This is a genomic window from Mesorhizobium sp. M0028 (assembly GCF_040323855.1).
Taxonomy (GTDB): Bacteria; Pseudomonadota; Alphaproteobacteria; order Rhizobiales; family Rhizobiaceae; genus Mesorhizobium.
Genome location: NZ_JAMYVG010000011.1, coordinates 25,196 through 38,203, shown reverse-complemented (window position 1 = coordinate 38,203; position 13,008 = coordinate 25,196). Strand labels below are relative to the sequence as shown.

The following is a 13,008-nucleotide window of genomic DNA, read 5'->3' as shown; positions in this document are numbered from 1 at the left end:
TCCCCGACCGGAGCCTGGCGCATGTAGTGCGGCTCCGGTTCTTTAGCTCCTTGGCATATGCGACGGGACCGGCTGGCACATAGGCTGTGCCAATGCCGGCGGCATAGTCGCTGTATAAAGGGGACGAAGCAGGCCGATGGTGGACCAACCGCCGCGCCCGCTCCGCAGCTAAAGTTGGAGTGCCTTCATGCCAATGGCCCATGAGAAGCAGGACGTGTCCGCAGACCAGCGTTCGCGGCGGTCCGGCGGGCGCGAGGCGCGCCGCGCCATGCGGGCGGCACCGCTCGCCGACGACGTCAAGCCGGTGCGCGCCGGCCTCGAAGGCGGAAGCTACAGCCCGCTCAGCGGCAATGATTGCGAACGTATCCACGAGGCCGTGCTTACCCTTTTGGAGACGGTCGGTTTCGCCAACGCCATCCCCTCTTGCATTGAGGTACTGACCAAGGCCGGCGCAACGCTTGGCGAGGACGGCCGCCTGCGCTTTCCTCGCGGTCTGGTGGTCGAAACGATCAAGAAAGCGGCGCGGCATTTCACCCTGCACGGCCAGGATCCGAAGCACGACATGGTGATCCAGGGCAAGCGTGTGCATTACGGCACGGCTGGTGCTGCGGTGCATCTTGTCGATGTCGAAAAGCGTGAGTATCGCGAGTCGCTGCTGCAGGACATTTACGATGCGGCGCGTCTGGTCGAGGGGCTCGACAACATCCATTTCTTCCAGCGGCCGATGGTGCCACGCGACATCCCCGACCCGCTCGATATGGATTTCAACACGCTCTACGCCTGTGTCATGGGCACGTCGAAGCATGTCGGCACCTCGTTTACCGTGCGTGAGAACGTCAAGCCGGCGCTCGACATGCTCTATGCCATCGCCGGCGGCGAAGAGAATTTTCGCGCGCGGCCTTTCGTCTCCAATTCGAACTGTTTCGTCGTGCCGCCGATGAAGTTTGCCGAGGACGCCTGCGGCGTGCTCGAAGCCTGTGTCGAGGGCGGCATTCCGATCCTGCTGCTGTCGGCAGGCCAGGCAGGTGCGACGGCACCGGCGGCGATTGCCGGTGCCGTGGTGCAGGCGGTCGCCGAAGTGCTGGTCGGCCTAATCTATGTCAACGCCATCAAGCCGGGCCACCCGGCAATCTTCGGCACCTGGCCGTTCGTCTCGGACCTCCGGACCGGCGCCATGTCGGGCGGTTCGGCCGAGCAGGCGGTGCTGACCGCGGCCTGCGCGCAGATGGCACAATTTTACGACCTGCCGGGCGGTTCGGCCGCCGGCATGACGGATTCGAAACTGCCTGACATTCAGTCAGGCTACGAAAAGGGCATAACCGACGTGATGGCCGGTCTTGCCGGCCTCAACCTGGTTTACGAATCGGCCGGCATGCACGCCTCGCTGCTCGGCTTTTGCCTTGAGAGCCTGATCATCGACAACGACATGCTCGGCCACTGCCTGCGCTGCGTGCGCGGCATCGAGGTGACGGACGAGTCGCTGTCCATCGACACCATCGCCGATGTCTGCCTGAAGGGCCCGGGCCATTATCTCGGCAACGAGCAGACGCTGCGGCTGATGCAGACCGAATATTTCTATCCGGCCGTCGGCGACCGCTTTTCGCCGAAGGAATGGAATGAGAAAGGCAGGCCCGACATCTTGCAGCGGGCGATCATCGAGAAGAAACGCGTGCTTGCCGAACGCTTCCCGCGCCATGTGCCGAAGCCCGTCGACGACAAATTGCGCGCCCGTTTCGGCGATATGATCAAGCTGCCGCGCGGCAGAATGGGCGGCTGAGCGTTAGCCGCTCGCCGCCAGCAACAAGACGCCGGCCAGCGCCGATCCGGCAAGCGTCGGCAGCATGCCGATTTTCAGCTTCAGAATGGCGATCATCGAGGCACAGGAAAGCAGCGCCGCGCGCCAGTCTATCGATGAAAGCACCGGCACGTCCATTCCAAGCCCGACATTGCGCACTTCGCCGAAGATGACGTGCAAGCCGAACCATAGAGCGAGATTCATGATGACGCCGACGACGGCGGCGGTGATTGCGCCGAGCGCCGCCGACAGCGCCTTGTTGCCGCGCAGCGCTTCGATGTAAGGCGCGCCAAGGAATATCCACAGGAAACATGGGGTAAACGTCGCCCACAGCGTGAACAGCCCGCCAAACAACCCGGCAAGCAGCGGCGCCAGCGAGCCCGACTGGCGGAAGGCGGCGACGAAGCCGACGAACTGCAAGACCAGGATGAGCGGGCCCGGCGTGGTTTCGGCAAGTCCGAGGCCGTCGACCATTTCACCGGGTGCCAGCCAGCCGAAGTACTCGACCGCTGCCTGCGCCACATAGGCAAGGGCCGCGTAGGCGCCGCCGAAGGTAACGACCGCCATGACACTGAAGAAGCCACCGATTTGCGTCCAGACGCTGGCCGAGCCGGTGACAGCCCAGACCAGCAGAACAGGCCCGAGCCAGATCGGCAGCCAGATCGCCAAGATGCGCGGCGCGTGCCATCGCGTCGGCCTGACGTGGGTCAGTTCACCGCGCTCGAACATCAGATCGACCGCGCCCTTGATCTCGGGAACATCGCCCTTGCCATGCGAAGCGCCGGAAAAAAATGCCGGCGCACTACGGTTGCCGATCCAGCCTGCCAGGCCGGCAAGCAGGACGATCAGCGGAAACGGCACGTTCAACGCGTAGATGGCGATGAAGGCGGCGAGTGCGATCGACACCATGACGGGGTTTTTCAGCGCGCGTCTGCCGATCCGGATCACCGCCTCGATGACAATGGCGAGCACGGTCGCCTTGACCCCGAAAAACAGCGCCGCGACGAGTGGTACATCGCCATAGAGCGCATAGAGGCTGCTCAGGACGAGCATGACAAGCGCGCCCGGCACGACGAAGAGAATGCCGGCAACAAGGCCGCCGACCGTTTTGTGCAGCAACCAGCCGATATAGATGGCAAGTTGCTGGGCCTCGGGGCCAGGCAGCAGCATGCAGTAGTTCAACGCATGCAGGAAACGCTGTTCGCCGATCCAGCGCCGTTCCTCGACCAATTCCTTGTGCATGAGTGCGATCTGCCCGGCCGGGCCGCCAAAGCTGAGCACGCCGATTTTCGCCCAGACTTTCACGGCCTGCCGGAAGCTCGGCACAACCGGCTCTTGGATCTCCGGCGGCTTTTTCGAAAGGACGGCGCTCACGAAGGTTTGCCCGCGCCGAGATTGCCCGTACCGGCGGCCGGCCAGTTATGCGTCTCCTCGGTCGCATCGCGGCACCAGCGGAAGAACGCATCGTAGAGCAGCATGCCGGCCTCGAGCTGTTCCAGGTCGTCGTGAAACATCCGCGACAGGCCAAGCGAGGCGGCCAGGAACCCGGCCGCCTGTGGGACAAGATCGAGGCTCGCAGTATCGGCGGCGCGTATGATCGTGGCGAGACGATCGAGCGCTTCGGATTTTAGTCCGAACTCCTCGATCATGGTGTCGAAGGTGCAGCGTTCGCCGCGGTGGCTCCAGAACACGTTCTCGATGTCGAAAGGCACGGCCTGAAAGCGATCGGCGACCGCCGCCACTTCGGCCGGCTCGACGAAGAGAAAGACCGCGTGAGGATCGATGAAGCGCCGAATCAGCCAGGGGCAGGCGATGCGGTCGACCTTCGGGCGCGTACGCGTCACCCAAACGGTGCGGCCCTTGGCATCGGCGGGCGGTATCTTGCCGGTGTGAACCAAAAGCCCCTTGGCATCGCGCCATGCCTCAAACCCGCCTTCGAGCGATTCGGCGGCAATGCCCTCGTGCCGCAGCCATGCGGCCACGCCTTGCGAGAGCTTTTTTCCCTGTTGGCAGACCACCGTCACTTGCTGGCCAGTGAATTCGCCAGCCCAGGTGGCGATAGTCTTGAAGTCACACCGGATTGAGCCCGGCAACAGGCGCGGATCGGCGTTGTAGTCATCATTGATGCGGACATCGATGATTGCGGGCGCACCCGGCAGCCCAATCAGACGAGACAGTTGCGATACAGTGATAGCGGTTGTTGACGGCATGGCGTCCACCTCCTTGAAAGAGAAGCTTGGACGCGAACGTTGGGCTGACGCCTCACGGGGTCGTCGCGATGCACCCCTTACGATGATCGTGGATTTGTCACGCCCGCTTGTCAAGCATTCCCGTTCTCGCGGGAGCAATCGCTTTTGACAAATGACCGCGTCCAACTCTGTGGCGGGCATTTCTCCCCGTTAGCGGGCTGTTAACGGGGAGAAATGAGGTGACCGTAACGCTGGCGACCTGACGGCTCGTGCGACGGACCCTGGTCAGTGATTGTCCCTCGGCACGCCGCTTGTATGAGCCACATCCTGGTACTTCACCGCCGGCTTCAGCACCATGCCTTCGGAAAACTGGTCGACCATGCCGCGCTGGATTTCCTGCCACGGCGTCTGGTGCTTCGGATAATGATAGCCGCCATTGTTCTGCAGCTCGGCGCGGCGCCGCGTGATCTCGTCGTCGCTGACGAGGATGTCGGCGGTACCCTTGCGCAGGTCGATGCGGACGCGATCGCCGGTCTTCAGCAGCGCCAAGCCGCCGCCGATGGCGGCTTCCGGCGAGGCGTTGAGGATCGACGGCGAGCCCGACGTGCCTGACTGACGCCCGTCGCCGATACAGGCCAGCGCGTGGATGCCCTTTTTGATCAGATAGGCAGGCGGCTGCATGTTGACGACTTCGGCGCCGCCGGGATAGCCGATCGGGCCGGCGCCGCGCATGAACAGGATGGTGTGCTCGTCGATGCCCTGTGCCGGGTCGTCGATACGGGCGTGATAATCCTCGGGGCCGTCGAAGACCATGGCGTTGCCCTCGAACGCTTCCGGGTCCTTCGGGTTCGACAGATAGCGTTCGCGGAATTCAGGCGAGATGCCGCTGGTCTTCATGATCGCCGAATCGAACAGATTGCCCTTGAGGTTGATGAAGCCGGCATTGGCTTTCAGCGGCTCGGCAACCGTGCGGATGACGTCGAGGTTCTCGTTCACGGCGCCGCCGCAATTGTCGCCGATGGTCTTGCCGTTAGCGGTCATGGCTTCCGGATAGGGCAGCATGCCGCCCTTCATCAGTTCGGCGATCACAGCCGGCACGCCGCCGGCATGGTGATAGTCCTCGCCGAGATATTCGCCGGTCGGCTGCAGATTGACGATGAGCGGAATGTTGAGGCCAACCTTCTGCCAATCGTTGTTGTCGAGCGGCACGCCGAGGTGGCGGGCGATGGCGTTGAGGTGGATCGGCGCATTGGTCGACCCGCCGATCGCCGAATTGACGACGATGGCGTTCTCGAAGGCCTTGCGGGTCATGATGTCGGAGGGCTTCAGATCCTCATGCACCATGTCGACGATGCGCTTTCCAGTCTCATAGGCGATCTGGCCGCGTTCGCGATAGGGGGCGGGGATTGCGGCCGAGCCCGGCAATTGCATGCCGAGCGCCTCGGCCAGCGAATTCATCGTGGTAGCGGTGCCCATCGTGTTGCAATAGCCGGTCGACGGCGCCGAGGAGGCGACGATGTCCATGAACTCGTCATAGCCGATCTCGCCGGCCGACAGGCGCTGGCGCGATTCCCAGACGATGGTGCCGGAGCCGGTGCGCTTGCCCTTGTGCCAGCCGTTGAGCATCGGGCCGACCGAAAGCGCGATAGCCGGAATGTTGACGGTAGCCGCGGCCATCAGCATGGCCGGCGTCGTCTTGTCGCAGCCGATGGTGAGCACCACGCCGTCGAGCGGATAGCCGTAGAGCACCTCGACCAGGCTGAGATAGGCAAGGTTGCGGTCGAGCGCAGCTGTCGGCCGCTTGCCGGTTTCCTGGATCGGGTGGCAAGGAAACTCGAAAGGAATGCCGCCCATCGAGACGATGCCCTCGCGCACGCGCTTGGCCAGTTCGATGTGATGGCGGTTGCAGGGCGACAGGTCCGAGCCGGTCTGGGCGATGCCGATCAGCGGCTTGCCGGACATCAGTTCGGCCCGCGTCAGCCCGTAATTCAGGTAGCGCTCCAGATAAAGTGCTGTCATGCCCGGATTGTCGGGATTGTCGAACCACTCTTGCGAGCGAAATTTTTTCTTGCTGGTGGGGGCGCCTGCCATCGTGGTCTCCGTATTTGTATGACAAATCGATATGACAACGCGCGGGAGCAGGCAAGGGGCACGCGCCATCCGAATCCGCACTTTGGTGCGATAGACACACATCTGCCTCCGCGCTAGACGGGATCGTGGTTTGTCAGTCCGCTATCCCGGAAAAGTTGGAGCGTGTCGCCGCGGACCCCGCCCGGTCCTTCGGGCCACCCTCCGCTCAAAGGGGAGGGATATCCGCATCACTCGAACACGATGCTCGGCACTGCAGCCTCGGCCGCGCCGCGCTCTTCATTGACGCGGTGCCAGACCTTGGCGGCGATGTCGCGATAGATTTTCGCCTCGGCGCTATCGGGCTTGGAGACCACCACCGGCGTGCCGGCATCGGAGCTTTCGCGGATGCCCATCTCGAGCGGCACTTCGCCAAGGAAGGTGACGCCGAGGCGCTCTGCCTCACGGCGCGCGCCGCCATGGCCGAAGATGTCGTAGCGTTTCCCCGTATCGGGGGCGAGAAAATAGCTCATGTTTTCGACGATGCCCAAAAGCGGCACGTCGACCTTTCTGAACATGTTGAGGCCTTTGCGCGCATCGATCAGGGCCAGGTCCTGTGGCGTCGAGACGATGACGGCGCCGGCCAGCGGCACCTGTTGGGCCATGGTCAGCTGGGCGTCGCCGGTGCCGGGCGGCATGTCGACGACGAGCACGTCGAGCGGTCCCCATTCGACCTCGCGCAGCATTTGCGTCAATGCCGACATCACCATCGGCCCGCGCCAGATCATCGGCGTCTCCTCATCGACGAGGAAGCCCATCGACATGACCTTGAGGCCATAGTTCTGCATCGGCTTCAGGATCTTGCCGTCGACGGTCTGCGGCCGGCCATGAATGTTGAGCAGACGTGGCATGGACGGGCCATAAATATCGGCATCGAGCACGCCGACCCGCAACCCGTTGGCGGCCAGGCCAAGGGCGATATTGACGGCGGTGGTCGACTTGCCGACGCCGCCCTTGCCGGAAGCAACAGCGATGATGGCGTCGATGCCTGGTACGCCGCGCTTGCCATGGCTGTGCGAGGCGGGCGCCTGCGGCGCGGGACGAGCAGGTGCGGCCGGCGGAGCGGGCCTCTGAGCCGGTCTTTGCGGAACCGGCGCCTCCATGCCGCCGCCCTTCTTTTCCGCCGTCAGCGCGACCACGGCGCCGGCGACACCGGGGATCGCCTTGACGACACGCTCGGCGGCCGCACGCAGCGGCTCCATCTCCTGGGCACGGGCGGCGGGAACGGTGATCGAGAAGAACACCTTGGCATCGGCAATGAAAATCTCGGAAACCATGCCGAGGTCGACGATATTGCCGGTGAAATCCGGCCCGTTGACCGTCTTCAGGCGTTCGATGACGATTTCCTTGGTGACGGACATCAGATCTTCCTTATGCAAGCTCGCGCCTGAGATAGTGCAGTTTCCGGAGAGAACCAAGTCGTGGAGCAACAGCCGGCCTGGTGTGCCCCGGAAAACGGACCGACGCTGTCAGATTTGCCTGATCGACGGTCGCCAACCATCCGCTACGACCTATCTGAAGGAGCAGCATGAGCACGACATCAAGGGAAGGAGACGATCATGCTCGCAAACAGCAACGCAACGGCCAATCTCGCAGTGAAGGACCTGGCCAAGGCCAGGGCTTTCTACGAAGGGACGCTCGGCCTGAAAGAGGTGCACAATGAAGGTGGCGAACTGATCGTCTATAAAAGCGGCGATACCAGCATCAACGTGTACCGTTCGAATTTCGCTGGGACCAACAAGGCGACGGCTGTGACCTGGACGGTCGGCGACGAGCTCGGCAAAATCGTTGAGGCGTTGAAATCGAAGGGCGTGGCCTTCGAGCATTACGACATGCCCGGCCTGACGCTGGAGGGTGACGTTCATGTGGGTCAGGGCATGAAGGTCGCATGGTTCAAGGATCCGGACGGCAACATCCTGAACCTTGTGGACAGGTAGATACGGCGTTCACGCACCGCCGCCGCGCAGTGCTGCGGTGCTCTCACCTTGCCAGGCCGACCGCGAGGTAGGTGAGGGCCGCAATCACCGCGGTTGCCGGCAGGGTGATAATCCAGGCAACCACGATGTTGCCGGCAATGCCCCAGCGAACGGCTGAGACGCGGCGGGCGGCGCCGACGCCAATGATGGCGCCGGTGATCGTGTGTGTGGTCGATACCGGAATACCGAGCCAGGTGGCGGCGAACAGGGTGATCGCACCGCCGGTCTCGGCGCAGAAACCCTGCATCGGGTTCAGCCGGGTGATCTTCGATCCCATTGTGTGGACGATGCGCCAGCCGCCGAGCAACGTGCCCAGCGCCAGCGCCGACTGACAGGTGATGACGACCCACAGCGGCACGTAAAAATTCGCGCCGAGCATGCCTTGCGAATAAAGCAGCACGGCGATGATGCCCATGGTCTTCTGCGCGTCGTTGCCGCCATGGCCGAGCGAATAGAGCGAGGCGGAAAAGAACTGCATGACGCGGAAGGTGCTGTCGACGGCGAACGGCGTCTGCCGCACGAACAGCCAGGAGACCGCGAGGATCAAGACGAGCGCCAGCAGAAAGCCTGCCGCCGGCGACAGCACGATGGCCGCCGTCGTCTTGCCCAATCCGGCCCAGACGATGGCGCCGGTGCCGGCCTTGGCAACGCCGGCGCCGACCAAACCGCCGATCAGCGCGTGCGAGCTGCTGGACGGGATACCGACGAGCCAGGTGACGATATTCCAGACGATGGCGCCGACAAGTGCTGCGAAGATCACTGCCGGCGTGACGATGCTGGCGTCGATGATGCCGGTTCCCAGCGTCTCCGCCACGTGAAGACCGAAGAACATGAAGGCGATGAAATTGAAGAAAGCCGCCCAGAACACCGCATAATGCGGCCTCAGCACGCGGGTGGAGACGATTGTCGCGATGGAGTTGGCGGCATCGTGCAGGCCGTTGAGGAAATCGAAGAACAGTGCGACGGCGACAAGGCCGACCAGCACCGGAAAGGCTATCGCGGCTTCCACTATACGTTCTCGATGACGATGCCGCTGATTTCGTTGGCGACGTCCTCGAAGCGGTCGACCACCTTTTCCAGCTGGCCGTAGATCTCGCTGCCGATCAGATAGGCCATCGGATCGCTGCGGCCGTGCCGCTTGAACAGGTCCTTCAGGCCCTGTTCGTGCAGGTCGTCGGCCCGGCCTTCGGCGCGCATGACCTCCTCGGCGATGGCGTTGAGGCGCACCGTATGCGCCCCGACCTTGCCGAGCAGTGGGATCGCCTCGGCCACCAACTTGGCGGCCTCGACGATGACGGCCCCCATTTCCTGCATCAGCGGGTCGAATTCCTTCTTTTCGAACAACCTTACCGTCTTGACGGTCTTGTGCATCATGTCGATGGCATCATCCATCGACTGGATCAGGTCCTTGATGTCGCCGCGATCGAAGGGCGTGATGAAGGAGCGGCGCACGGCCAGCAGAACTTCCGCGGTGATCTGATCGGCTTCGTCCTCGAGATCGATGATCGTCTGACACCAGCGGTCGATGTCGTTGCCCTGCAAAAGCTGCTGCAGTGCCTCAGCGCCGCCGACCACAGTGCGGGAATGCCGCTCGAACAGGTCGAAGAAGCGATCTTCGCGCGGCAAAAGCTTGCGGAACCAGCCCAGCATGTTTCGGTCTCCCGTCGTGTCCAGTCCACGACCCCGTCCCATCCACATAGCGCCGCGTTCCATCGCGGGAAACAGTAAGCCGGCTGAAAGATGTGGATGCGGGCGATTTGCACAGGCGGCTTGCGGCCGAAGGCGATTTCCCCGACCTTGCGCGCTAAGATCGGACATAGCGTCCGTGACAGGCTCCCGACGGCATGATCGACAAGCTGGAATTCTTCATAGCACTCGCCAGGGAAGAACATTTCGGCCGCGCGGCGGAGGTGTGCGGCGTCACCCAACCGACGCTTTCGGCCGGCATCAAGCAGCTGGAGGGCCAGCTCGGCGTGATGCTGGTGCTGCGCGGCTCGCGCTTCCAGGGGCTGACGCCGGAAGGCAAGCAGGTGCTGGTGTGGGCGCGCCGCATCGTCGGCGATAGCAGGACCATGCGCGAGGAGATGCGGGCGGCACGCCACGGCCTGTCAGGACGCATCCGCATCGCCGCGATCCCGACGGCCCTCGCCATGGTGGCGCGATTGACGACGCCGTTTCGGGCAAAGCATCCCGGCGTCACCTTCTCGGTGCTGTCGCGGACATCGATCGAGGTGCTGTCGCTGCTCGGCAATTTCGACATCGACGCCGGCATCACCTATCTCGACAACGAGCCGCTCGGACGCGTCACCAGCGTGCCGCTCTACGACGAGCGCTACCAGTTGATCACCGCTGTCGGGAACCCCTATTTCGACCGCGACAAAGTGACATGGGCGGAACTCTCCCAGCTGCCGCTCTGCCTGCTGACGCCGGACATGCAGAACCGCCGCATCATCGACCAGCATCTGGCCGAAGCCGGCGTGCAGGTGCGGCCGACACTGGAATCCAACTCGATGATCGTGCTGTTCTCGCATATCCGCACCGGCAAATGGTCGTCCATCATGCCGCTTAACCTTGCGGAAACGTTCGGCTTTTCCGAGCCGATCCGGGCTATCCCGATCGTCGAGCCGGATGCCAGCCACACCGTCGGGCTGGTGGCGGCGCCGCGCGAACCGCACACGCCGCTGGTCTCGGCGCTGTTGGACGAGGCAATGGCGCTGGCGGACGATTTCCGCGCCCGCCGCTAGGCTAGATAATGCTGGTGATCGAGATCGATAGAAAATTTCTATCGAGCAACGGATCGGCTTTATTGATTTAGCGGGTTTCCTCTGATTTCCTAAGCACTTAGCGGAAGACCGCCACGACCAGGGAGGGCGCTGCATGACGATGCAGCCTGCAAGTACCGAGATCGCATCGCGCACGGCGGCGATCATCCACGAGCTGAAAGGCCTCGAAGGCCCGCTGTTGCCGATCCTGCACGGCATACAGGAAGAGTTCGGCTATGTGCCGCGGGACGCGCTGCCGGTCATTGCCGAGGCGCTGAACATCTCCAGGGCCGAGGTGCATGGCGTCGTCACCTTCTATCACGATTACCGCAGCCAGCCCGCCGGCCGCCATGTGCTGAAGCTTTGCCAGGCGGAAGCCTGCCAGTCGATGGGCTCGGATGCGATTGCCGCCAAGCTCAAATCAATGCTGGGCATCGGTTTCCACGAGACAACCCGCGACGGTTCGGTGACGCTGGAGCCGGTCTATTGCCTTGGCCTTTGCGCTTGCTCGCCATCGGCGATGCTGGACGGCGAGGTGATCGGGCGGCTCGACGACGAAAAGCTCAATGAAATCGTTGCCGAGGTGCGCTCATGATCCCGCGCATCTATATTCCCGGCGATTCCGGCGCGCTGGCGCTGGGTGCGGAAAAGGTCGCCAAGGCGGTTCGGGCGGAGTTGGCCGAGCGCGGCATCGAGGCCAAGATCGTGCGCAACGGCTCGCGCGGCGCCTATTTCCTCGAGCCGATGGTCGAAGTGGCGACGGCCAATGGCCGCGTCGCCTATGGGCCGGTCAAGCCATCCGACGTCAAAAGCCTGTTCGACTGCGGCTTCCTCACCGGCGGCCATCACAAGCGCTGGCTGGGCGCACCGGACAAGATCCCGTTCCTGGCCAAACAGACGCGGCTGACCTTTGCACGTTGCGGCGTCACCGATCCGCTGTCGCTCGATCACTACAAGGCGCATGGCGGGCTGAACGGCCTGCAGAATGCGGTGGCGATGACACCGGCCGACATCGTCAAGCAGGTGACCGAGTCCGGGCTGCGCGGTCGTGGCGGCGCCGGCTTCCCGACCGGCATCAAATGGAAGACGGTCCTCGATACGTCGGCCGACCGCAAATACATCGTCTGCAATGCCGATGAAGGCGATTCCGGTACGTTCGCCGACCGCATGATCATGGAAGGCGACCCCTTCGTGCTGATCGAAGGCATGGCGATCGCCGGCATCGCCACCGGCGCGACCAAGGGCTTCATCTATATCCGCTCGGAATATCCGCATGCGGTGGCGGTGATGCAGAAGGCCGTCGAGATCGCCCGCAGGGCCGGCGTGCTCGGCGTCAATGTGCTCGGGTCACCCAATTCATTCGACATGGAAGTGCGCGTCGGCGCCGGCGCCTATGTCTGCGGCGAGGAGACCGCCCTGCTCGACAGCCTCGAAGGCAAGCGCGGACAGGTGCGGGCCAAGCCGCCGCTGCCGGCGCATAAGGGCCTGTTCGGCAAGCCGACGGTGATCAACAACGTCATTTCGCTGGCCTCGGTACCGGTGATCATGGACAAGGGTGCCGCCTTCTACAAGGATTTCGGCATGGGCCGTTCGCGCGGCACCATCCCGATCCAGATCGCCGGCAACGTCAAATATGCTGGTCTCTACGAGGCGGCGTTCGGCATGACTCTGGGCGAGATCGTCGACGATATCGGTGGCGGCACGGCAACGGGTCGCCCAGTCAAAGCGGTGCAGGTCGGTGGCCCACTCGGCGCCTATTTCCCGCGCGCCCTGTTCGACACGCCGTTCGACTACGAGGCGTTCGCGGCCAAGGACGGGCTGATCGGCCACGCCGGCATCGTCGTTTTCGACGACAGCGCCGACATGCTGAAGCAGGCGCGCTTCGCCATGGAATTCTGCGCCATCGAGAGCTGCGGCAAGTGCACGCCCTGCCGCATCGGCTCGACGCGCGGCGTCGAGGTGCTGGACCGGCTCGCTGAGAACATCGAACCGGAAAAGCAGATCGCGCTGGTCACCGACCTTTGCAACACGATGAAGTTCGGCTCGCTTTGCGCTCTCGGCGGCTTCACCCCATATCCGGTGATGAGTGCACTCAACCATTTCCCGGACGACTTTCGGCCGACGCCGGTCGCCGAAGCAGCGGAATAGGAGCGGACAGG

At 63.4% G+C, this 13,008-nt stretch carries 11 protein-coding genes; 5 read left to right on the top strand and 6 right to left on the bottom strand.

The features are described from left to right. Positions 1–187: 187 nt before the first annotated feature. A complete protein-coding gene (locus NKJ93_RS20345) occupies positions 188–1,777 on the top strand; it encodes a trimethylamine methyltransferase family protein (protein WP_352483296.1) in 1,590 nt (529 codons plus the stop codon). Between the two features lie 3 nt (positions 1,778–1,780). Here the strand turns inward: NKJ93_RS20345 and chrA are convergent, their stop codons facing one another. The 4 genes from chrA to NKJ93_RS20325 all read right to left on the bottom strand — a co-directional run bounded on the left by chrA (position 1,781) and on the right by NKJ93_RS20325 (position 7,475). Then, complete coding sequence (gene chrA, locus NKJ93_RS20340) at positions 1,781–3,169, bottom strand: chromate efflux transporter (RefSeq protein ID WP_352590780.1); 1,389 nt, start codon at positions 3,167–3,169, stop codon at positions 1,781–1,783. Then, positions 3,166–4,005, bottom strand: coding sequence for a chromate resistance protein ChrB domain-containing protein (locus NKJ93_RS20335; protein WP_352590777.1), 840 nt, complete (start codon positions 4,003–4,005; stop codon positions 3,166–3,168). Before NKJ93_RS20335 ends, chrA begins: the two co-directional genes overlap by 4 nt. A 264-nt stretch (positions 4,006–4,269) precedes the next feature. After that, on the bottom strand, positions 4,270–6,075 hold the full coding sequence (locus tag NKJ93_RS20330; RefSeq protein WP_352493736.1) for an IlvD/Edd family dehydratase: 1,806 nt from the start codon (positions 6,073–6,075) through the stop codon (positions 4,270–4,272). Between the two features lie 227 nt (positions 6,076–6,302). After that, the gene (locus NKJ93_RS20325) at positions 6,303–7,475 is read right to left on the bottom strand and encodes an Mrp/NBP35 family ATP-binding protein (protein ID WP_352483316.1); all 1,173 of its coding nucleotides are present in this window, start codon (positions 7,473–7,475) and stop codon (positions 6,303–6,305) included. A 195-nt stretch (positions 7,476–7,670) separates the two neighbouring features. Between NKJ93_RS20325 and NKJ93_RS20320 the strand changes: the two genes are divergently transcribed. Beyond that, entirely contained in the window at positions 7,671–8,048 is a 378-nt protein-coding gene (locus tag NKJ93_RS20320; RefSeq protein WP_352493735.1) for a VOC family protein, read from the top strand. A 43-nt stretch (positions 8,049–8,091) separates the two neighbouring features. On the opposite strand, the gene NKJ93_RS20315 is transcribed toward NKJ93_RS20320, so the two are convergent. Then, positions 8,092–9,096 carry an inorganic phosphate transporter gene (locus NKJ93_RS20315; protein ID WP_352493734.1) on the bottom strand — a complete coding sequence of 335 codons (1,005 nt, stop codon included), beginning with the start codon at positions 9,094–9,096 and terminating at the stop codon, positions 8,092–8,094. Continuing rightward, positions 9,096–9,737 (bottom strand): DUF47 domain-containing protein, encoded by a 642-nt coding sequence (locus NKJ93_RS20310; RefSeq protein WP_023717896.1) that lies wholly within the window; start codon positions 9,735–9,737, stop codon positions 9,096–9,098. Before NKJ93_RS20310 ends, NKJ93_RS20315 begins: the two co-directional genes overlap by 1 nt. A gap of 194 nt (positions 9,738–9,931) precedes the next feature. Between NKJ93_RS20310 and NKJ93_RS20305 the strand changes: the two genes are divergently transcribed. The 3 genes from NKJ93_RS20305 to NKJ93_RS20295 all read left to right on the top strand — a co-directional run bounded on the left by NKJ93_RS20305 (position 9,932) and on the right by NKJ93_RS20295 (position 12,997). Next, positions 9,932–10,831 carry a LysR family transcriptional regulator gene (locus NKJ93_RS20305; protein ID WP_023717897.1) on the top strand — a complete coding sequence of 300 codons (900 nt, stop codon included), beginning with the start codon at positions 9,932–9,934 and terminating at the stop codon, positions 10,829–10,831. 133 nt (positions 10,832–10,964) lie between these two features. Further along, the gene (locus tag NKJ93_RS20300; protein ID WP_352590774.1) at positions 10,965–11,444 is read left to right on the top strand and encodes a formate dehydrogenase subunit gamma; all 480 of its coding nucleotides are present in this window, start codon (positions 10,965–10,967) and stop codon (positions 11,442–11,444) included. Continuing rightward, positions 11,441–12,997 carry a formate dehydrogenase beta subunit gene (locus NKJ93_RS20295; protein WP_352590771.1) on the top strand — a complete coding sequence of 519 codons (1,557 nt, stop codon included), beginning with the start codon at positions 11,441–11,443 and terminating at the stop codon, positions 12,995–12,997. Before NKJ93_RS20300 ends, NKJ93_RS20295 begins: the two co-directional genes overlap by 4 nt. The last annotated feature ends 11 nt before the right edge of the window (positions 12,998–13,008 follow it).